General features: G+C 62.2%; 22 protein-coding genes. 5 read left to right on the plus strand and 17 right to left on the minus strand.

The annotated features are described in order from the left end of the window. The first annotated feature begins 313 nt into the window (after positions 1 to 313). Together FSO04_RS28260 and FSO04_RS28265 are read left to right on the plus strand one after the other, a co-directional pair. Positions 314 to 1096 (plus strand): ABC transporter substrate-binding protein, encoded by a 783-nt coding sequence (locus FSO04_RS28260; RefSeq protein WP_168435873.1) that lies wholly within the window; start codon positions 314 to 316, stop codon positions 1094 to 1096. A 310-nt stretch (positions 1097 to 1406) separates the two neighbouring features. Next, positions 1407 to 2522 carry a succinylglutamate desuccinylase/aspartoacylase family protein gene (locus FSO04_RS28265; RefSeq protein ID WP_154564713.1) on the plus strand — a complete coding sequence of 372 codons (1116 nt, stop codon included), beginning with the start codon at positions 1407 to 1409 and terminating at the stop codon, positions 2520 to 2522. 155 nt (positions 2523 to 2677) lie between these two features. Here the strand turns inward: FSO04_RS28265 and FSO04_RS28270 are convergent, their stop codons facing one another. Further along, complete coding sequence (locus FSO04_RS28270) at positions 2678 to 3484, minus strand: MetQ/NlpA family ABC transporter substrate-binding protein (RefSeq protein WP_154564715.1); 807 nt, start codon at positions 3482 to 3484, stop codon at positions 2678 to 2680. Between the two features lie 299 nt (positions 3485 to 3783). Between FSO04_RS28270 and FSO04_RS28275 the strand changes: the two genes are divergently transcribed. Beyond that, on the plus strand, positions 3784 to 4926 hold the full coding sequence (locus tag FSO04_RS28275; RefSeq protein ID WP_154564717.1) for a porin: 1143 nt from the start codon (positions 3784 to 3786) through the stop codon (positions 4924 to 4926). 233 nt (positions 4927 to 5159) lie between these two features. On the opposite strand, the gene FSO04_RS28280 is transcribed toward FSO04_RS28275, so the two are convergent. From FSO04_RS28280 to FSO04_RS28340, 13 genes are all read right to left on the minus strand, one after another. After that, positions 5160 to 5756 carry a type II secretion system protein gene (locus tag FSO04_RS28280; RefSeq protein WP_168435877.1) on the minus strand — a complete coding sequence of 199 codons (597 nt, stop codon included), beginning with the start codon at positions 5754 to 5756 and terminating at the stop codon, positions 5160 to 5162. Positions 5757 to 5791: 35 nt separating this feature from the next. Then, the gene (locus tag FSO04_RS28285) at positions 5792 to 6181 is read right to left on the minus strand and encodes a type IV pilin protein (protein WP_154564719.1); all 390 of its coding nucleotides are present in this window, start codon (positions 6179 to 6181) and stop codon (positions 5792 to 5794) included. Between the two features lie 9 nt (positions 6182 to 6190). After that, positions 6191 to 6730, minus strand: a complete 540-nt coding sequence (locus tag FSO04_RS28290; RefSeq protein ID WP_154564721.1) for a type II secretion system protein — start codon at positions 6728 to 6730, stop codon at positions 6191 to 6193. A 9-nt stretch (positions 6731 to 6739) separates the two neighbouring features. After that, positions 6740 to 8830 (minus strand): secretin N-terminal domain-containing protein, encoded by a 2091-nt coding sequence (locus FSO04_RS28295; RefSeq protein ID WP_233465004.1) that lies wholly within the window; start codon positions 8828 to 8830, stop codon positions 6740 to 6742. Between the two features lie 171 nt (positions 8831 to 9001). After that, complete coding sequence (locus tag FSO04_RS28300) at positions 9002 to 9649, minus strand: hypothetical protein (RefSeq protein ID WP_168435874.1); 648 nt, start codon at positions 9647 to 9649, stop codon at positions 9002 to 9004. Positions 9650 to 9753: 104 nt separating this feature from the next. After that, a complete protein-coding gene (locus FSO04_RS28305) occupies positions 9754 to 10329 on the minus strand; it encodes a hypothetical protein (protein ID WP_154564725.1) in 576 nt (191 codons plus the stop codon). Next, complete coding sequence (locus FSO04_RS28310; protein ID WP_154564727.1) at positions 10326 to 10856, minus strand: hypothetical protein; 531 nt, start codon at positions 10854 to 10856, stop codon at positions 10326 to 10328. Before FSO04_RS28310 ends, FSO04_RS28305 begins: the two co-directional genes overlap by 4 nt. Continuing rightward, entirely contained in the window at positions 10853 to 11494 is a 642-nt protein-coding gene (locus tag FSO04_RS28315) for a hypothetical protein (RefSeq protein ID WP_233465005.1), read from the minus strand. The genes FSO04_RS28310 and FSO04_RS28315 overlap by 4 nt, the downstream gene beginning before the upstream one ends. A 226-nt stretch (positions 11495 to 11720) precedes the next feature. Further along, positions 11721 to 13352, minus strand: a complete 1632-nt coding sequence (locus FSO04_RS28320; protein ID WP_233465008.1) for a GspE/PulE family protein — start codon at positions 13350 to 13352, stop codon at positions 11721 to 11723. 151 nt (positions 13353 to 13503) lie between these two features. Then, complete coding sequence (locus FSO04_RS28325) at positions 13504 to 14706, minus strand: type II secretion system F family protein (protein ID WP_168435876.1); 1203 nt, start codon at positions 14704 to 14706, stop codon at positions 13504 to 13506. A gap of 63 nt (positions 14707 to 14769) precedes the next feature. Then, positions 14770 to 15219, minus strand: coding sequence for a type II secretion system major pseudopilin GspG (gene gspG, locus FSO04_RS28330; RefSeq protein ID WP_154564753.1), 450 nt, complete (start codon positions 15217 to 15219; stop codon positions 14770 to 14772). A 167-nt stretch (positions 15220 to 15386) separates the two neighbouring features. Further along, positions 15387 to 16076 carry a response regulator gene (locus FSO04_RS28335; RefSeq protein ID WP_154564731.1) on the minus strand — a complete coding sequence of 230 codons (690 nt, stop codon included), beginning with the start codon at positions 16074 to 16076 and terminating at the stop codon, positions 15387 to 15389. 30 nt (positions 16077 to 16106) lie between these two features. Next, positions 16107 to 16739 carry an SCO family protein gene (locus tag FSO04_RS28340; protein WP_154564733.1) on the minus strand — a complete coding sequence of 211 codons (633 nt, stop codon included), beginning with the start codon at positions 16737 to 16739 and terminating at the stop codon, positions 16107 to 16109. A 284-nt stretch (positions 16740 to 17023) separates the two neighbouring features. On the opposite strand from FSO04_RS28340, the gene FSO04_RS28345 reads away from it, so the two are divergent. Next, positions 17024 to 18157 carry a sensor histidine kinase gene (locus FSO04_RS28345; protein ID WP_154564735.1) on the plus strand — a complete coding sequence of 378 codons (1134 nt, stop codon included), beginning with the start codon at positions 17024 to 17026 and terminating at the stop codon, positions 18155 to 18157. 18 nt (positions 18158 to 18175) lie between these two features. On the opposite strand, the gene FSO04_RS28350 is transcribed toward FSO04_RS28345, so the two are convergent. Further along, positions 18176 to 18958: a response regulator gene (locus FSO04_RS28350; protein ID WP_154564737.1), complete on the minus strand. Its 783-nt coding sequence runs from the start codon at positions 18956 to 18958 to the stop codon at positions 18176 to 18178. Positions 18959 to 19560: 602 nt separating this feature from the next. Here FSO04_RS28350 and FSO04_RS28355 point away from each other — a divergent pair. Further along, positions 19561 to 20139, plus strand: coding sequence for a lytic transglycosylase domain-containing protein (locus FSO04_RS28355; RefSeq protein WP_233465009.1), 579 nt, complete (start codon positions 19561 to 19563; stop codon positions 20137 to 20139). A gap of 99 nt (positions 20140 to 20238) precedes the next feature. Here the strand turns inward: FSO04_RS28355 and FSO04_RS28360 are convergent, their stop codons facing one another. Both FSO04_RS28360 and ccsA read right to left on the minus strand, forming a co-directional pair. Next, positions 20239 to 20748 carry a DUF1269 domain-containing protein gene (locus tag FSO04_RS28360; protein ID WP_154564741.1) on the minus strand — a complete coding sequence of 170 codons (510 nt, stop codon included), beginning with the start codon at positions 20746 to 20748 and terminating at the stop codon, positions 20239 to 20241. A 191-nt stretch (positions 20749 to 20939) separates the two neighbouring features. Continuing rightward, a partial coding sequence (ccsA, locus tag FSO04_RS28365; RefSeq protein WP_166618199.1) for a cytochrome c biogenesis protein CcsA occupies positions 20940 to 21112 on the minus strand: 173 nt, incomplete at its 5' end.

The following is a 21112-nucleotide window of genomic DNA, read 5'->3' on the forward strand; positions in this document are numbered from 1 at the left end:
ACGCCGGCAACGCGCCGTGGTTAGCCAACTTCATTACGGCTTCGTTACACGACAACAGGTAGCATCCCAAGGCCATGCAAGACGCATGGCGGCGCCGTCGAATCTCCACCACATTCAGGCTTTAGAAGCTATTCCCGAACGCTATCCGGTGTTTCACTAACTACCCTATCTTTTTGAACTGATAAGCTTGGCGCGCGCTGCTGGCCGCCCCGGCCGGCAGCTTCAACCCAAGCCTGGTCGTGAGTCGCGCCGGGCGTCCCGCAGCGGCACAACCGCATACGGGAGTATTCGAACTACACCGAGGAGTTAAACAGTGAAAAAACTGCTAGCGGCTTTGACGGTTGCTCTGCTTGCAACCGTCTCGATTGGCGCACACGCTAAAGATTGGTCGACAATCCGTTTCGGCGTTGACGCCAGCTACCCCCCGTTTGAGTCCAAGGGCTCGGACGGCAAGCTCGCGGGCTTCGACATCGACCTCGGCAATGAAATCTGCGCGCGCCTGAAGGCCAAGTGCGTGTGGGTCGAAAACGACTTCGACGGCATGATCCCGGCCCTGAAGGCGAAGAAGTTCGACGGCGTGCTGTCGTCGATGTCCATGACGCCGCAACGCGCTGAACAGATCGCCTTCTCGTCGAAGCTGTTCAACACGCCGACGCGCCTCGTCGCGAAGAAGGGTTCGGGCATCCTGCCGACCGCCGATTCGCTCAAGGGCAAGACGGTTGGCGTCGAGCAAGGCACGATCCAGGAAACCTACGCGAAGACGTACTGGGAAGCGAAGGGCGCGAAGGTCGTGCCGTATCAGAACCAGGACCAGGTCTATGCCGACTTGCTGTCGGGCCGTCTGGACGCAGCGCTGCAAGACGCGGTGCAAGCTGACATCGGCTTCCTGAAGACGCCGCGCGGCGCGGGCTTCGACTTCGTCGGCAAGGACCTCGACGATCCGAAGATCCTCGGCAACGGCGCAGGCATCGGCATGCGCAAGGAAGACGCCGATCTGAAGGCGAAGGTCGACAAGGCGATTGCCGACATCATCAAGGACGGTACGTACAAGAAGCTCGAGAAGAAGTACTTCGACTTCGACGTGTACGGCGGCTAAGCCAGCCACGCGCGCCTGACGGCGCGCTTGCCGGCTCGCAAAAACCGGGCTCCGCATCACGCGGAGCCCGTTTCGTTTGCGGGACCGCTTTGCCGCGCCGCCTGGACTGCGATCGAAGCTGACCGGCCGGCCCGCGCGCCGTGCGCTCCGGGCCGCGCCGCATAAGACCACGCGCCGCGTCATATCGGCTAAGATCGTGCGCTAGAGGCGCTGCGAACCCGCCCGCCAATGACCGACCTTTAGACACCCTTTCCCCTTGTAATCATCGACATAGCGCGGCACGCCCCAGATGCCCGCGGATTTGAAAACCATGCAAACCCAAACCCATCCGCTGATTGCCCCGACGCTCGGCACCGCCCGTATTCTGACGAGTTTTCACTATGGTCCCGGCGGCGGGCAGAAGATTTACATCCAGTCGTCGCTGCATGCCGACGAGTTGCCTGGCATGCTGGTTTCGTGGGCGTTGCGCCGCAAGCTCGCCGCGCTGGAAGCGGCCGGCAAGGTGCGCGGCGAAGTCGTGATCGTGCCGGTGGCCAATCCGATCGGCCTGAACCAGCACTTTCTCGGCCATCTGACGGGCCGCTTCGAGACCAACAGCGCGCAGAACTTCAACCGCAATTTCTACGAGCTGTCGGCGCTGATTCAGCCCGGCATCGAAGCGCGCCTGACCGACAACATCGACGCCAATCGCACGGCGATCCGCGCGGCGATGCGTGAAGCGCTCGACGCGCAGAAGCCAGAAACAGAACTCGAATCGCAACGTCTGGCGCTGCAAAAGCTCTCGTATGACGCCGATGTCGTGCTCGATCTGCACTGCGACTGGGAAGCCGCGATGCACCTCTACACGAACCCGGACCTGTGGCCGGAAGTCGAGCCGCTCGCCTGCTATCTGGACGCCAAGGCGTCGCTGCTGGCGCTGAATTCGGTGGGCAATCCGTTCGACGAAATCCACAGCTTCTGCTGGTCGGATCTGCGCGGCCGTTACGGCGAGCGTTTCCCGATTCCGAACGGCTCGGTCTCGGTCACGATCGAGCTGCGCGGTCAACGCGAAGTGTCGTACGAGTACGCGGAGCGTGACGCTCAGGCGATCATCGAGTACCTGACCTCGCGTGGCGTGATCGACGGCACACCGGCGCCGCTGCCGGTGCTCGAATTCGCCGCCACGCCTTTGGCCGGCGCCGAGCCGATCGTCGCGCCGATCAGCGGTGTGCTCGTGTATCGTTGTGAAGTCGGTACCTGGGTCGATGTCGGCCATGAGATCGCCGATATTGTCGATCCGTTGACCGATCGTGTCGTCACACTGAAGAGCACCGTAGCCGGCGTGCTGTATGCGCGGCATTTGACGCGCTTCGCGACGGCCGGGCTGGAATTCGCGCGCATTGCCGGAGCGAAGGCGTTCAGAAGCGGGTCGTTGTTGAGCAACTGAAGAACAACTGAAGCCGCGCCTTCCCAGGATTCATCTGCGGAAGCTGTGTCTGCCAAGCAAAACGCCCGCTATTTCTGCGGGTGTTTTGCGTTTACGGGTCTGTTGCGAAAGAGCGGAGTGCTCAAAGGCGGCCGGAAAGCCGCCTATAAAAGCGCTCAGAAAGCCGGAATGATCGCGCCTTTGAACTGCGTGTCGATGTACTTGCGCACTTCATCCGACTCGTACGCCGCGACCAGCTTCTTGACCCACGGCTTGTCGCGATCCTGCGCGCGCACGGCGATCAGATTCGCGTACGGACCTTTGAGGTCCTCGATCGCGATCGCGTCTTTCGTCGGCTGCAAGCCGGCCTTCACCGCGTAGTCCGTGTTGATCGACGCCGCGTCGAGGTCGTCGAGCGAGCGCGGCAATTGCGCGGCGTCGAGCTCCACCAGCTTGATCTTCTTCGGATTCTCGGCGACGTCGAGCGGCGTGGCATTGACGCCGTTCGTGCCGACGCCCGGCTTCAGTTTGATCACGCCGTACTTCTGCAGCAGCAGCAGCGCGCGGTTGCCATTCGACGGATCGTTCTGGATGCCGACCTTCGCGCCTTCCGGCAAGTCCTTCAGTGACTTGAGTTTCTTCGAATAGAAGCCCATCGGCGAAACGTAGGTCAGGCCGACGTTGACGATCTTGTAGCCACGCTGCTTGATCTGGCTATCGAGAAACGGCTGGTGCTGGAAACCGTTGGCGTCGAGGTCACCGGAGTCGAGCGCCGCGTTCGGCTGCACGTAGTCGTTGAATTCGATGACCTTCACATTCAGCCCTTCGCGCGCGGCCACTTTGGTCACGACCGACCAGATTTGTGCGTCCGGGCCGCTCATCGTGCCGATCTTCAGTTGTTTGTCGTCGGCATGCGCAAACGTTGCCGTAAGCGAAACGGCGGCGATAGCGAGCAGATTCTGGATGATTTTGCGGCGTTGCATGCGTTTCCCCACAAGCGATTTTGATTGGTAGGTGCGGATCGTCGCATGCCCCCGATGCCCCCGAAAACCAATCGTTTTTCACACGCTTATATGCACGATCTGGAAAAAGCTTATGAGCGGCGTGCCTTGCTTGATTTCAACTGGCAACGCTATGTGAGTGTCGCGCCGGCGCGACAGATTACAAAAATAAGCAAAGCTGTCACATACCTTACTCTGCGTTCCCTTAAATTTCGGGCCATCGCACGACCTTACCAAAGAGTACGGCGTGGTGATCGCTTAATTTTTAATCGGAGAAAGTCTTGAACAAGAAAGTATTGGCCGCCGCTACGCTCGCCGTCTTCGCCACCGCCGCACACGCACAAAGCAGCGTCACGCTGTATGGCTTGATCGATGCCGGTTTCACCTATGTCAACCATGCTGGCCCTCAAGGCCAGAAGCTCTATCAATACGGCGACGGTGTCGCCCAAGCCAGCCGTTGGGGCCTGCGCGGTTCTGAAGACCTCGGCAATGGCCTGAAGGCGCTGTTCACGTTGGAAAACGGCTTTAACTCCGGCACCGGCGCGCTCGGCCAGGGCAGCTCGCTGTTCGGCCGTCAGGCATACGTCGGTCTGTCGCAGAACGGCATCGGCACGCTCACGTTCGGTCGCCAATACTCGTTCTCGACCGACTTTCTGGGTGGCGTGTACACCAACGGCAGCCAGACCGTCGCTGGTAACTACGGCTATCACATCAACGATGTCGACCAGCTCACGTCGAGCCGCGTCAGCAACGCGGTCAAGTTCACCAGCGCGAACTTCGCGGGCCTGACCTTCGGCGGCATGTACGGCTTCTCGAACCAGGCTGGTGCATTTGCTGGCGCGCCGGGCGCAAGCGGTTCATCGTCGGTTTACAGCTTTGGCGTGAACTATGCGAACGGCCCGTTCGGCATCGGCGCTGCGTACACGGACATCCGCTACCCGGGTTCGGCATCGCCGACCACCTTCTCGACGACGCTCGCAAACTCGGCGATCAGCGGTACGGCGAAGGACCTGTCCACGGTCGGCGTCGGCACCAAGTACTCGATCGGCGCGGCAACGATGTGGGCTCTCTGGACGCACACGAACATCGAGCAGATTACCGGTCACATGACGACGTTCAACGCGTACGAAGCAGGCGGCAAGTACGCATTCACGCCGGCACTGACGGGCGCGCTGGGCTACACGTACATGCAGTCCAAGGATCAGACCAACGGTCACTGGAATCAGATCGACGCCAGCGTCGACTACGCACTGAGCAAGCGCACCGACGTGTACCTGCTGGGCGTCTATCAGGCTGCTGCGGGCAAGACGTCGAAGAATACCGGTCTGCAAGCGCAGATCGGCTCCAGCACGAGCAGCTTCCTGCCGGTGGCAGGCGCAAGCACGCAACTGGCAGTTCGCGCAGGCCTGCGTCACAAGTTCTAAGCGAGTTTTGCCTTGTCGGTGAGGAGCGCGAGTTCCTTGCTGTCCCCGAGGTTCTGGAAAACGCCCTGCGGGGCGTTTTTCTTTTAAGGCGGCGGTTTTTCAGGCCCCCGCGTTGATCTAAAGATGTCTTGCGCCACCCCGCCACTTCCAGCGCTGCCGCCGCATCCACGCCAGACTGCCCGCATGACAAAGCCGCTGCGGCGCCGGCTGCTTCGCTTCGAGCGTCTCATCAACTATCGAGTCAGTCTCGACGGAACGCGTCCCATACCGTTTTGTGGACTAAAGGTCTGCACCGGACGACCAGGCGCTGGGGTAACAGCATTGGTGGGCGTGTTGCGCAGCCCCGGTGCAAGATAGACGAATTTCCACCCGCCGTAAGTCTGCTCCGTCTCGAAGTCTGCATATCGCCGCGGAAACTCCGCGCGCTTGATCGTCGGCGCCTCCGAGCTGCTGTACACGCCATAAAAGCGATCGCCCTGCCGCAAGAAGAGCCAATCGGTCTTGCCAGTGACCGGATCCGGGTATGCCTGACGCAGATGATGCATCGGAACCGGAAAGCGCGCGTCGTCCAGCAGATCGTCGACCGACGCCGGATAGACGCGGCCGACGCGGTAATACCGCACAATCGCCTGCCGGTACTGGTCACCCACGAACAACAGTTGTTTCTCCTGCTCGCGCCGCCGTTCCAACGACCAGACATCGAGCGCGCCCGCCAACGCGATCGACATCAGCGTCAGCGCGATCAATAGCGCCAGCAGCACGAGTCCACGCTGGCGCGCGGCGCAAGGCCTGGTTCGGCGCCACGCAGCCCGCTTCGATGCCGACGGAATACGCGCGCCGCCTCGCACTGAGCAAGCGCCGCGACTCACTTGCCTGCTCCTGCTGGGTCGGCAGGCGTGCCCTGCGGACTACTCGCCGGCACGACGTCGTACACGCCCGTCTTGGTTTCATCGGGCGAGGCGATCACCGCCCACTTGTCGTCGCCGTTGACCGGATCGGTTGGAACCGCCCGCAGATAGTGCTTCGTCACCAGTTCTTCGAGCGTATCCGGGTACTGGCCGTTGTCGCCGTAGTATTTATCGATCGCATCGCGCATCACCGCGACGTTCTGCTGCCGGACCTGCTCCTTGCCGCGTTCGATGCTGTGCATATAGCGCGGCAGCGCGATCGTCAGAAGCAGGCCAATGATCGCCATCACGACAACCAGTTCGATCAGCGTAAAACCGCGGGATCTGCGCGTATAAGCGGGTTTCATGATGCACCGTCACCATTGTTTGTACGGCACGCCGTTGATGCCGGCGCGATCGGATTTCGACGACACGTCGAACACATCCTTGCCGGCCTGATCGTTTCCCGACGGCGCATCGGCACCGACCTGATCCGGCGGCACCCCATAGGACCGCACGTTCCAGGTGTCTTCCGCGGCCGTTTCCGGATCGCCGGAAAAAAACGGATCCCGTGGCACGTGGCGAAGGAACATCAACAGACTGCCTTTCGGATCCTTCGCATTGGGTACGCCTGTCACGAGTACGGTCAGCGACGCCGGATAGCCGGACGCCTCTGCCTCCTTGTCGATCAACCCCGCGTCGCTCGAATCCTTGTAGGCGTCGAGTGCCGTGCGAATCTCGCGCAACGCGGCGCTCAACTGCTGTTCCTTCTGACGCTGCACGATCAGTTCGGAGAACGGCATGATCGCGAGCGCCAGGATGGACACGAGCGCGAGCGTGATCACCAGCTCGATCAACGTGAACCCACGCTGATCGAGCCGGCTTGCGCTACCCGAGTGGACCGTGTTCTTCGGCATGGCCACGCCTCAATACCCGTTTTGAATCGAGCGAAGCGGGTTCTCGGTCGGCATGTCACCCGGCGGCATCTGCAGGATCGACGGAGGGGGCGTGGGTGCCGGTGCGGGTGCCGCCGGGGCAGGCGCGGGCGGCTGGGTGGCCGCCGGCGCCGCATTCGCCCCAGCGCCCGGCTCGGCCTCGCCTCCCGCCTGCTCCGCTGCCGGCGGCGCATTGGGAACCGGCACCGGCGCCGGCGCGGTCGATTGCGGCGCAAAGCGTCCTCCGTAGGGTGCGGGTGGCGGCGTCGTGCGCGGCGGTGGCGGCAGTTGCCCAAACGAACCGGTCGCGGGCACCGTCGCCGAACTGTTCGCCGCTGCGCCGGCTTGAGCGGACTTGCCACCTGTCGTGCCACCGCCTACGCTGCCGGGCAGCGGCTTTACAGCAGGCGCTCCGGGCACCGCTGCGGCGGCCATGACGGGATCGAGCCGAAGCTGGTCGGCGTGCACATTGACGTCGGTGCCGGACCAGACCTCCTGCGTGTCCACGTCAGCCGCGAGCTGCGGCCGGACAATGTGCGGCGTGATCTGCAACACGATCTCCGTCTTCACATGGTCGCCGTTGTGGTCCGAGAACAGGCGCCCGAGCACAGGCAACTGCCCGAGGCCGGGCACCTTGTCGGCCGACCTGCGGTCCTGATCCGAAATCAGCCCGCCGAGAATCTGACTTTCACCGTCTCTCAGACGCAGGCTTGTCGACGCGCTACGCGTTCCTATCTGATAGGCGAGCGAGCTCAGACCTGTTTGCGAATTGCCGCTCTGGATCGTATTGGTGATATTGCTGACTTCGAGATTCAGTTTGATGCCGACATCGCCATCCCGATAGACCTGCGGCTCCACTTCGAGCTTGATACCGACATCGATGTACTGAATCATTTGCGTGTACGACGGACCGCTCGTGCTGGGCGTGCTGGAACTCGAAATCACCGGCAACTTGTCGCCGATCAGGATCCGGGCCTTCTCCTTGTTACGCGTCCGGATGCGTGGACTCGCCAGCAAATTCGCGTCGGTATCCGTAAGCTTGAAGTTCGCCGTCGCGGAGAGGCCGCTGACATTCAGCGCATTGATGGGAAGATGGTGCAATGCGCCCCATGTGTCCGCCGTGGACGGTGTCGACACCGAGAACGAGTTCGGCCATTCGATCCCGAGATTGGACAGGCGTTCGTGCGATACCTCCAGCACCTCGACTTCCAGCATCACCTCCGGTTCTGGCAAGTCCTGCGCGGCGATCATCTCTTCGGCAACCTTGATGGTGTCCGGGGTGCCGCGGATCGTCACGGTGTTCGCGCGCTCGTCGATCACGACTTCCTTGATCTTCAGCAGGCTCTTCAGCAGCGACTGGATCTGTTTGGCGTCGACATTCGACAACTGAAACGTGCGTACCTTCAATTCCTGATATTCAAGCTGCTTGGCCGGCGTCGCCGGGTAGATGAAAAGCGTATTCGCGTTGAGTTGCTTCTTGTCGAGCTGATTCTGCATCAGGATCATATCGACCGTATCCTGCAGCGACGCGTTCGTCACGAAGATGGTCGTCTTCAGGTCCGCACGAACGTCGCGGTCGAAGATGACGTTCAATCCCGAAGTGCGCGACAACGCTTCGAAGACCATGCGCACATTGGCATCGCGAAACTGCAGTGTGATCGGGGTACGCATGATCGACGATGCGGCACGCTGCTCTTCCTTGTCCGCGCGTTGCTGCCGAATCTTGTCGTCGATTTCCTTTTGCATCTGCAACGCGAGCGCATTGGTCGGATTCGTCAGCAATACGCGGTGCACGCGATCGGACGCCGGCCCAAACGAACCGCGCTGCATCATGCGGTCCGCTTCCTGCAGGGTTGCGAGATCCCGGCGGTCCTGGTCGATCAGCGCGCCGATCTTGCGGCCGCGTTCGTTGGTCGGATCGATCTGGCTTGCCGCATAAAGCTTCTGGATCGCGGCATCGAACTGGTAGCTCTGACGAAACTGGTCGGCCTGATCGAGTAGCGCGTTGACCTGATCATTGCGGTCGTGCAGATAGTTGAGTTTCGCCTCGGCGCCGGTTGGAGTGTCATGCAGGATCGGCATTTGCACGCAACCACTGACGGCAAGCATGGAGATAGCGACCGCGAGCGCACGCTTTCTCGCGACCCCCGCGATTGGCCTGCGCTGAGCACGGAACGGGACAAGTGGCAAGAGATGGTTCGCTGGGCCGCTGTCCCCATTGCGGCCCGCACCCCGTGTGCGTGAGGTTGTCATCTACTTTGCCTCTCTTGGTATGGATACGGACTGCGTCTGGTTAAGCGGTAGATAGGTCAGCACCACGTCGGATTCCGAAACCGACTCGACGCGGTACTGGTCATCGACAACTTCGCCCGGTGAAACAATCAGCAACCGCTCGCCGTTGCTAAGAAATACCTGCGGCTTGGCCGCTTTCGCATCCAGCTCGCCCACGTACGTGAAAGGCACGGGTGGCGCAGTCGGCGCCGGTGCTCGCACCTCCGGTACGACCGGCACCTCGACAGGAGGCGGCGGCGGAAGCCACGAAGAGGCGGCGAACGGATTGTTGGTCGATTCGACGGACAGAGGCGCGCGCAGGGAGATCAGCCTTGCGCGTGGCGTCGCCGCTATCGTCGGCTTCGCGTTGGCGGCGCCGACGTGCGACGCAGGAACCGGGGCCGGCGCAACTGCGTGCGTAGTTGCGTGTGTAGCTGCGGACGCGGCCGATGTGGTGGACTGGAGATGAACGGAAGCCGGCCGCGCCTGCATGTCGTCATGCCTCGCGCCGTGGAGCGCGGCAAGCACCGTCGGCGTCTGGGTCGCCGCCACCTGCACGCGATATCCGAGCCCCACGGCGGCGATCGCGCAGAACGTCAGCAACACGCGTTTGACCAGAGCGGGTTTCACGGCTGCGCTGTCCGGTAGATGAGCTCGAACGCGTTTGACCAGAGCGAGGTTCAAAGCTGCGCCGTCCGATAGATGAGTTCGAACGCGTTTGACCAGAGCGAGGTTCATGGCTGCGCCGTCCGATAGATGAGTTCGAAGCGGACCCGCGCATCGAGAATGTTGCCGTCGACCGCAGGACGTTCGACGTGGATCGCCTGTAGCGCCGCATTGGGCACGTTGTTCAGGACTGCCGCGAGAAAATGCCGGATCGCGCTGTACTGATCCTTGACAGGCAACAGCACCTGATACCGCGTAAAGGGCGCACCGGCTTCGGTCGTCACCTGATATTCGGCGGAGCCGAGCGTCAGATTGCTGTCGCGAGCCTGCGCGAATATCACCGCGATATCGCTCGCGCTTTGCGTGAAACCCGGGAACAGTCCCGGCAAGGTATCGAGCGCAACCGCATCCGCCGGCTCGCTGCGCTCGCCGGCACGGTGATGCGCGTTCGCCGTCCGCGCGACGCGCGCAGGATCCTGCATCTCGTGCATGTCGCGCGTCCCGGCGTCCACACTGGGAGTTGAGGCGCACACGATGGCGGCCGCGCCGATCACCAGCGCGCCGAGCAGTCCCGGCAGGCCGAACGCGCGCCGCATCTCGAAGCGCAGCGTCAACAGCATGTCCTGTAGCTGGTCCGCTTTCATGACTTCCTCCAGACGGCAGTGATCTGGAAACGCACCGGTTTGCCCGGCACGTTCGTCTCGATCAGGTGATCGTTGAGCACGGCTTCCCGCAGCAGAACGCTGCTCTGCAGATACTTCAGGTACGCGATCATCGCGTCGAAGTTCTTCGCCTCGGCCGTGATACGGATCTGGCTTTGCGCGGGGTTCTGATCGATGCCGATCAGCGCGACATCGTGATCCGGATAGTCTTCGACGATCGAGAAGAGGTCCTGCCACGGCACGGTCAGTTCCCGCAGAACCGACTGACTCTGCTTTTCCGCGAGCCTGGCGGCCGGCGTCAGCGGCGCCTTCAGCAAATGCCGGCTTGCCATTGTCTGCTGCCGGACGGCCTCCAGTTGCGCCTGCGCGCGATCGTTTTCCGCGTGCGCTTGCCAGAGCCGCGCGCCGCTTGCGAGCAACAGCACGGCAGCGGCGCACAGCAGGATCAGGCCGCCCGCCGCGGGGGTGGCGCGGCGCCCACTGAAGTCGAGGTCAAGGCGCGGGATCATTGTGCACACTCCATCAGCCGATGCGCAGGCGAGCGGTCCGTTGCCGGCGTCTGCCGGATTGCCGCCGCAAAACGCGCTTCGAACGGCGCCAGTTCGGTCTCGACCCCGAAGAGATGGATCTTGCAGTCTTCGTGCTTCAGGCTCGCCCGCGTCGCCGAGCGTTCGAACAACTGCTCGGCCAGTTCGGCCAGCCGGGACGCGTCGCCCGCATCACCCGGAAACAGGCGCTGTGTGTCGTAGGCGACCCAGCGATTCTGCTCGATCATGACCGCCTGCATCTGCTCGTCCGCGACGAACAGCAGCAGCGCCTCACCGCCCTCGGCTGCATCGCCGACGCGGTTGAGCATCTCCGGAAGGCAGAGCGTCAAGCGGCCAATCCCGACATGTTCGGCCGCGCTCACGTCGTGGATACCGTCAAGCAGTTCGCGCGACATCGCGCTGGCAAACAGAGCCCGACCGCCGCGCTGCACACTGAACCGCACCACCAGCGACGCGCCGTCAATCCCGTAGGTATCGGTGAAATAGGCTAAGGCGATCTCTTCGAGTTCGCGCGCGCGCAGCGCGCGGAAATCGCCGCGCAAGATCGCGTGATTGCCCCAGAAATCATCCAGCACGATGGTTGCGCTGCGCTTCTGCACAACCTCCTGCTGCACTGACGCGGCATCCGCCGCGGGCGTGGCGATGAGCGTGTCGGCAAGCGCTGTGCGCAGCGCATCGAGTGCGCCCGGTTCGGTGCAGCACTGCGCCTCTGGAATCGCAACGCTGGCAGGCTCGGCGGCAGATGCCGGTTTGCGCAGGCGCGACAGCCGGGGCATGCGTGCACCGACGACAATCTCGCGTGTGCCGACTCCGATTGCAAGCGGACTATTCAACCATCGTGACACGGTTAATCTCCTCGAGAGTCGTTTCGCCGCGCTTCACCAGTTCGACCGCGGCGGTACGCAGCGACTGCATGCCGTAGCGCATCGCTGCCGCCTTGATAGCTCCAAGCGGCGCGCGCTCCGACAACAGTTGCCGCAACTCGTCGTTCATGCGCAAAGCTTCCGCGATCGCGCGGCGTCCGCGGTACCCGCTGCCGCGGCACGCCGCGCAGCCCGTGCCGCGATGAAACAAATAACTGCCGGCGGTATCCGGATCGATGCCTGAACGGACCAGCGTGTCCGCGTCGACCGTCTCATCGGTTGTGCAATCCGGGCAGCACTGCCGCAAGAGACGCTGGGCGACGACGCCGTTGAGCGCGGACACGAAGCTGTACGGATCGACCTCCATGTTCGTGAAGCGGCCGATCACGTCGAACACGTTGTTCGCGTGCACGGTGGTGAACACCTGGTGACCGGTCAGCGCTGCCTGCACGGCGATTTGCGCGGTTTCCGGATCGCGGATTTCGCCGACCATGATCTTGTCGGGGTCATGCCGCAAAATCGACCGCAGTCCGCGCGCGAACGTCAGCCCCTTCGCTTCGTTGACCGGAATCTGCAGGATGTCGCCCAACTGATATTCGACCGGGTCCTCGATCGTCACGATCTTTTCAAGGCCGTTGTTGATTTCAGTAAGAATCGCGTAGAGCGTCGTCGTCTTGCCGCTGCCGGTCGGCCCGGTCACGAGCAGCATTCCATACGGCATCGAGGCGACCGAACGCATGAAGCGTGTATCGGCCTGCTGAAAACCCAGTGCCTCGAGCGTCAGGCCGCCGGAAGCCTGCGAGAGCTGATAGCGGTCAAGGATCCGCAGCACCGCGTCCTCGCCGAACTGGTTCGGCATGATCGACACGCGGAAATCGATGTCACGTCCCGCGTACTGCGCCTTGAAACGCCCGTCCTGCGGAACGCGGCGCTCGGCAATATCAAGTTCGGAAATCACCTTCACGCGCGACAGGACCTGGTCGGCGACATCGCGGCCTTCCACCCGGCGGACCACAGTCAGCACGCCGTCCACGCGGCACTTGATCATCAAACCGCTGGCACGGCATTCGAGGTGGATGTCGCTTGCCATCATCTTCAGCGCGTCATAGATCGTCGAGTTGAGCAGCCTCACCACCGGGCTGTCGTCACTGCTGATGCCCTGCAGCGTCAACGCAAGCGAAGACGGATCGACTGCACTCTGGATCGGGTCGTCGAACGCGAGCGAATCCATCGCCCGCACGTCTTTTTCGCGCACGGCCAGATACGCGCTGATGTCTCCCGCGCTCGCGAGCGCCCAGCCGTACGGCACGGTCGGCCGTGAGCGCATGCGGTGTTCGACGCAGCCTCGCGTGCGCGCGTCGAGCGGATCGGCGATGACGAACAGAAGACCGTTGCCACTGTTTGTGCCGCTTGTACCATTTGCGCCGCTTGCCTCGCGAAAGCACACACACAGGCGAGTCGTCGCTTCGACGAACGACATCACGTCGAAATCGGGCTCGTACTGGTTCAACTCGCGCATGCTGATCGGCTTCATGCGAAATTGCTCGGCCAACTGGGCGCGCATCTCGTCCGCGCTCAGCGCCGTCTGCGTCATCAACTCCTCCAGCGCACGAATGCCGGAACCATGCCGCTCGCCGAGCGTTCGCAGTGCGTCGCGCAGCTCGACACGCGGTTCGGCACGCGGTTCGACATTGAGGCTTGCCAGAGTTGTGCTGACGGAATCCACGTCTTTTCTCCAGGAAGGTCTATTGAATGCTCGATGCGATTTCGAAAATCGGCATGTACATCAGCACGACAATTCCACCGATCACCACACCGATAAAAATCATCATCGCGGGTTCGATCAAACGCGAGATCAGATCAATCGTGCGGGACACCTGTGCCTCCTGAAACGCAGCGATTCTGTCGAGAACAGGCCCAAGACCACCGGTCTTCTCCGCCACCGTCAGGAGCCGGTAGGAAATCGGGTTGGCGAGTCCACCCTGCTGAAACGCGTCGGAGATCTTTGTGCCGTTGCGCACCTGCTGGAGGGCCTCTGCGAGTGCGGCCTGGTCCGCGCGGCCGACCAGCCCATGCGCAAGATCGAACGCGCGCACGGCGGGAATACCGCCGTCGACCAGCATGGCGGTCGTGCGATAAAACTGCGACTGGCGAAAGACACGGAAGTGTTGCCCGATGCCGGGCAGGGCAAGCATGCGATCGGTGATCCAGGTCCGGACCGCCGGCCGGCGCAGCGCGAACCCGGCCCCCACCGCCAGCACGGCAAGGCTGACGCTCAACTCCGCCCCGTGGGCGTGCACCATGCTGCCCCAGGCGATCAGCAAGCGCGAGAGCAGCGGGAGTTCGCGCCCGCTGTGTTCAAGCAAGGTCGCGAACCTCGGCACGACGAAGCCCAGCAGGAACAGCACGACCGCCGCGCCCACCAGCAACAGAACAGATGGATAGATCGCTGCCGACACCACCCGGCCGCGCAGTTCGTGAAGCATCGCGCTATTGCGCGAATAGCGGGTCAAGCTATCCGCGAGGCCGCCGGTTTGCTCGCTGGCTTTCACGCAGGCGACCAGCACCGGTGGAAAGATGTGACTCGCGTGCTCGAGCGCCGCGGAGAGTGACTGCCCCTCTTCCAGTAGCCGCAACAGCTCCCGGTACACCTGCGCCGAAGCCTCGCGGCGCTCATTGCCGCCAAGCGTGCGCAATGCGTCGACAACGCCGACGCCTGCATCGAGCAATGCCGCGAGTTCGCGCGCGAACAGTTCGACGTTGAACCTGGCGCCGGGCAGCGCCGCCCAGTTCTTCCGGTAGTGCCGCCGCGCGGCGTCGGCGCGAACCGATACGACGCGAAGACCGCGGGCGCGTGCAAGCGACGCAGCAGTCGACGAAGAATCGCTATCGATGCGAAGCGTCTGGACCGCACCACTGGTATCGAAAACACGCAGCACGTACTTCACGTCGACTCTCCTTGCAAACCACCCACTACCGGCCCAGCGTCGCGGCAACCGCGCGGCGCACCGTTACCACGACGAGACGGTCGTGTTCTCACCGATGCCACCGCCTCGTCCATCCTTGCCAAGCGAAAACAGATCGTAGTCGCCGTGCTCACCCGGCGAACGATACTGGTACGGGCGATCCCACGGATCGACCGGCACCGCCTTCGCCAGATACGGCCCGCTCCAATGCGCCGCATCCTGCGGTTTGGCGATGAGCGCCTGCAGCCCTTCTTCGGTCGACGGATAAGACCCGACATCCAGCCGGTATTGATCGAGCGCCTGCCCCAGCGAGACGATCTGCGCGCGCGCGATCTTCGTATTCGACTTGCCGACCTGTTCGAAATATCGGGGAGCAACGAGACCTGCCAGCAAGCCGATGATGACCATCACCACGAGCAGCTCGAGCAGCGTGAAACCGCGGCTACGTCGCGCGCCCTTTTCGAGGCGGACGCACTGCCACGGACGCCCGGGCATGCCGGGCTTGATAGCGGACAATTCAGTGTGCACAGCTCCCCCCTGTATCGACCCACCGCTTCGGCATTGCCGAAGCCGTTGAATGCATTCTTGTTCAGGTCGATACGGGCAAGAAGTAGGGAGAGCCGTCCAAAGACATGGGTAAAGACCCTCCAGTTGCGCCGCGCTTATGCGGAGGGGTGATGCACGCGTTCTTCGTCCGGCAGCGTCAGCACACCCATGTCGATTGCGATGCGCACAAGACCTGTCACGTTCGTGATGCCCAGCTTGCGCATCAGACTCGCACGATGCTTTTCGATCGTTTTCGGACTGAGCCTCAGGTGCTCGCCGACCTGCCGATTGGTGTGCCCCTCGACAACGAGTCGCAGCACTGACCGCTCACGGCCGGTCAACGCATCCCAGAGGTGTGCTTTTTGCGGGGTACCCGCAACGAGGTGCAGCGAATCGGCACAGCGGCCGAGAACGTCGAGACTCGTGTTGTGCCTGCCCTGCATGACAAGCCGCATCTCGCCGACCAGGTCTTCGAAAGACGCGTCCTTGATCACATAGCCGTCGGCGCCCGCGGCAAACGACTCTCGCACGTGTTCTTCGCTGCGGTGAACGGTGAGGACAATGATGCGGATCCGCGGCGCGCGGCGCTTGATTGCGGCGATCGCCTCGAAACCGCTTCCGCCCGGCATCGACAGGTCCATCAGGATGAGATCGGGCAGCGTCGCGATCGCTAGCCGGTATGCTTCGAGTCCGTCGCACGCCTCACCAACGATGACGTAGTCGCATAGTTCGGACACCATGCGACAAAGGCCGCTGCGCAAAAGATGCTGATCCTCCGCAATCAGCACACGATGCTGTTTAGCCAATTTCGTCGCTCCTGACAGCACCGTGCGCGGTTAGTTGGACGCAACGGCGTCATGGTAGGCGCTCAGCAGTTCCGCTGGCGTCGCGAAGCCGTCGATGCGCAGCCACGGCTTTCCGGGCGCCGATCGCACGAATGCAACCGGCGTGTGATTCATCTTGTCGCCCCGATAGACGTTGAAGGCGCGTTGCGTCGTAATGCTCGCCTCGACGGTGCCGGTGTAGTGCTGCCACTCCGGACCCGCGTCGAATCGGGCTGCGTACGTTCTAAGGCGTGCCGGGGTGTCCTGCTCAGGATCGATCGAGATCGACACGATGTGCACCTTGTCCCGCTCGCCGCCCAACTCGCTTTGCAACTTCTCGAGCGTCTGGCTGACCATGGGGCAAATGGTGGTGCAGGTGGTGTAGATGAAAGTCAGGATCACCGGCCGGCCGTCGTTCAGTTCATCGATCAACGAGACCGTCTTACCGTCGTCCCTGACCAGCTTCACCGGCGGCAGCGTATAGTCGACGGTTGAGCGCATGGTGCCCGACATCATGTGATGATGCATATGCGCGTCGGCGCCATCGGCGGCATCTGCGGCAGACGCGCACCATGCCGCGGGACCTGCCAGTCCGGCGCCGGCTAGCAGAACCGCGCCGATCAGGACTACGTTGGTCGTTCTCATCGCTGGCTCCAGAAGTATCATGAACACGGCGTCGATACCCGCGTGAGCGCATGAAAGGCGCGCCACCGTGCATATTCAGTCTCATGAATTTGTGCGCGAGCGTCATTGGATGAGAGCCCCCAAAGCACGGTAGGGCATGTCCGCCAGCGGGAAAACCCGCCTCGTTCAGCCGGGGTGTCCCCACATCGCGACTCAGTACTTGCCCGGTTGCAGCGAGGGTTAGTCGAGGCCTACAATTACTTATAGCCTTAAGGTTTCCTTAAGAAAACGCATCGGGATCTCCAATGGATGCAAACGAGCCCACGGGATTGCAGATGAAGCTGGCCGACCTGATCGAGGCCATGCGCAAGCTTTGCATTGCGGCCCGGACCCACAAACCAGCTACCGCCAACGTCACCGATGCGCGCGGCGCGGCACTTGCCATTCTCACGTCAGATGGAACGTTCCTGTCGGCGAACCGCACTGCGGCGGCCCTCCTCGGCTACTCGAATGCCGACCTGGTCGGCAAGCAACTCGCCGACATGGCGCCGAACAGCTTTTGGGCGCCGCTCGCGAGCGAATTGTCCGTGAGCGCTCATCGAGAATTTCACTCCTTTCCTGCGGTACTCAGCGGCCGCACCGGCCACCCGATCCAGCTCATGTTGCACCAGCAGTCGGTCCCCACCGGCGAGACCGGGCGCAGTGCGTTGCTGACGCTTTTTGAGGAGCCGCTGATCTCCGGCCCCGAACTTGCGAATGCCACGCGTTTGCCCGATGCGAGTGCGCGGGACCATCTGACGTATCTAACGATGGGTCAACAGAAAGAACGTCAGCGCCTTGCGGCGGAACTGCACGACGGTCTCGGGCAAGCATTGACGCTCGTCAAGCTGATGGCTGAGGACGCGCTGATTCGGATACGCCGCGGGCAGGTCGACGACGCGGCCCAGTTGCTGGATGCAACCGTGCTCAGAATCCGCGAGACGATCGGCGACGTGAGGCAGATATGCGGCGAACTGCGTCCGCTGATGCTCGATCAGCTCGGCTTGCCCGGCGCACTGGGTTCACTATGCCGGCGCATCGAGCACGGCGCCGAAAACGTCTCAGTTGTGTTCAACTGCGACGTCGGCGACGAGGACGTGCCGGAGCATCTGAAGGCCGACATATTCAGGCTCGCCCAGGAAGCGTTGAACAACACCGTCAAGCATGCAGCGGCCACGGAAGTCACGCTCGGTTTCCGGCGCATTGCGGGCGGCCTCTTGATGACGATTCTGGACAACGGCATCGGCTACGAAAACCGTCCGCTGTCGACAGAAGACGCCTGCACAACCGGGCTTGGCCTCATCGGCATGCAACACCGGGTCGAGTCGCACGGCGGCAAGTTTTCAATCCAGTCGTTCGGTACGAGCGGAACGCTGGTCTCGGCGGCATGGACCGCCTAGCGCAAGTTCCGTTCGCGCTCAGCAGGCCCCGCCCAGCCCGTACTTGGGCTCTCCCGAGTATTCAGGCGACTCCGGCGGTCGATCCGGCTCGGCCTGCAAGCGGACAGGCGTATCGTCAACGTTCGGCTCGGAGCACTTCTCGGCCAGAGAAGTCAGCAGGCCCATGCTGATGGCGACCAGGACCAGTTCCGTCAGATTGGCGATATTGAGCTTGTGCATCATGCTGGCTCGATACTTCTCGATCGTCTTCGGGCTGAGATTCAGGTACTGCCCGACCTGCCGGTTGGTACGCCCTTCGGCGATCAGCTTCAGCACACTGCGCTCCCGCGCCGTCAGGACGTCCCACGCCTTCTTTGGCGCATGCACTTCGCGGCCCGTGACGAACGAGTCGACCATGTACCCGTACACGTCGGCGCTCAGATGTTTCTTCCCCTGCATCACCATGCGCATGGCGACCAGGAGTTCATCGAACGAGACATCTTTCAGCACGTAACCCTCGACGCCGGCGCGCAGTGCCTCACGCACATACTCTTCGCTCTGGTGAACCGTGAGCACCACGATTCGTATGTTCGGCGATCGTCGTTTGATCGCCGCGCTGGCATCGATTCCGTTCATGCCTCGCATCGACAGATCCATCAGCATCAGATCGGGATTCAGCGTCATCGCCATTTGACAGGCTTCCTTGCCGTCCCTCGCTTCACCGATGACGTCATAGCCCCCTTGCGCCGAAAGCATCGAGCGCAGACCGTTTCGTAGCAGATCGTGGTCTTCGGCGATCAAGACGCGGCATTTGGTATTCATGTTTTTACCCCTGGCAGCCAGGAACCGGTCGCGACAAGGCTGTGCAGCCGTTAAACGGCGCCCACCGCATGTCTCGTCTTTTTTACATCCCCTACCTTCGAATTCCTAACTTTCACTTGCTATGCAGCCACGCTGCATGCGTCTGCCCGTCGCAAGGTTCGCGCCATGTCTCTGCGAGCCAGCATGGATCAGTATGTGAAATTCGTACGACGTTTGAAATGGTCGAGGATAGCGACGTGTATGTTTCAAATTTGAACAAATTTCCCCCGGACGCGAGATTAGTAGCAATACCGATGGAGTAGACATTACGCGCCGAATTGGGCAACGGGACAATACTTACCGATTGCCAGTTCGAATCAGGAATATTCCCCTTCAACGTGTATGCCGGGTCGTACGGCACCTGATTTTCAACGGTTACCGGGCGTTACGAACGTAACGATTTTGTACAGCCCCCGACCCGTCCGTTTTGCGTCTCAAAGTGTAGGGAGGTGCCCCATTGCAGATGCGCTTTCCTCAACACCACAATTGAGATGCGGGGGAACACGACCATGCGCTATAGCCTTTCATCCGGACCAGGACATGCGATCCTCATCGCATGCGCGATGCTTGGCATGGCATCACCGGGGGATGCACGCGCAGAGATTTTTGGAGCGGTTGCGAGTAACGGTGCAATCGTCCTGACCAACGTACCTGGCAAAGCAGGGATGGCCGTCATCGTTGCCGGCGATCCGCCTTCCGAACGCGATGCGAAGCGTGCACAAGCATCGTCGTCCGGGAGCGGCGACGCGTCGCGGTTCGCCGATGTGATCGACGAAGCAAGCCGCACCTTTCGCGTTCAGCCCGAACTCTTGCGCGCGGTGATCGACGTCGAATCCCGATACAACCCGAAGGCGGTTTCAGACAAAGGTGCGCAAGGACTGATGCAGGTCATGCCGGAGACAGCACGGCGCTTTGCCGGTGGAGACATGCTCAATCCGCGCGACAACGTGCTGACCGGAGCGCGCTATCTGCGCTTCCTTCTCGATCTCTTCAAGGACGATGTCGAACTCACCGTGGCCGCGTACAACGCTGGGGAAAATGCCGTGATTCGGGCCGGCTATCGCGTGCCCTCCCTGCGGGAAACGCGCGCTTACGTGCCGCGGGTTCTGGAGCGCTATCGGCGCATGCTCGCAGCCGGTTAACCGTTGCGCGCGCCGACGGCAAGCCGGCGCCCATATCGATGACATCCGGGCGTGACCAGGCGCCGGCCTCGTCGTACTGTTGCCGGGTCCGGGAACAGATTACGGAAATGCGGGAATGGTCGGCTCCGTTCCCCGGATCTCGGCCTCCGCGTGGTGAAGCTTGATCATCTTTTCAATTTCCTCGACGCGATCCTTTGGGACATCGATCATCATCAGCAGTTCACCCCGCTCGATCGCCGCTTCGAAACGTTTCAGCCGCGTATTCGGTACATCGACGCCGATCATCGTCGCCGTCCATGCGCCAAACCCGGCGCCCGCGAGCGTGAGCGCAACGACAACGCCGCCCGCAATGGTCAGGCCCGCCGGCGGATAAGCCAATGCAACCAGGCCCGTCAACATACCGGTCGCGCAACCCGCCGCCGTACCTCGCGTCAGTGCGTGAAGCAAGTCGCTGCTCTGCGCAAGTGTGGCCTCCGGCAAATCGTCGAGCCGTACATTATGGTTGGCAATCACGTGAATATGCCGCCAGTCGACTCGCCTCACCAGAAGCTCGTCAACAATCATCCGCGCACATTGCGTGCTCGGCAGCAAAAAATATATGCGTCTCATGGCGACCTCGCTGACCGTAGATCGGGGTCTATCCGGACCCCTGACTTCATTCTCGCGCGGATTGGCAGAGGGATAAAGTAGGAATGCTCGCCCAAGGGAATGGGTAGGGACCCGCAGTGGGTGTCGCCCGTCGAACCACGCGCCGCCAAGCCGGAGCTTCGGGCGAAGGGTCCGGGCGCTCCGGCATTCTTTTACAGCTTGCCGTAGCTATGCAGCCCCGACAGGAACATGTTGACGCCGAGGAAGGCGAAGGTCGTCACCAGCAGGCCAGTCAGTGCCCACCATGCCGCCACCGCGCCGCGCAGGCCCTTCATCAGGCGCATATGCAGCCAGGCCGCGTAGTTCAGCCACACGATCAGCGCCC

The sequence above is a fragment of the Paraburkholderia madseniana genome (assembly GCF_009690905.1).
Taxonomy (GTDB): domain Bacteria; phylum Pseudomonadota; class Gammaproteobacteria; order Burkholderiales; family Burkholderiaceae; genus Paraburkholderia; species Paraburkholderia madseniana.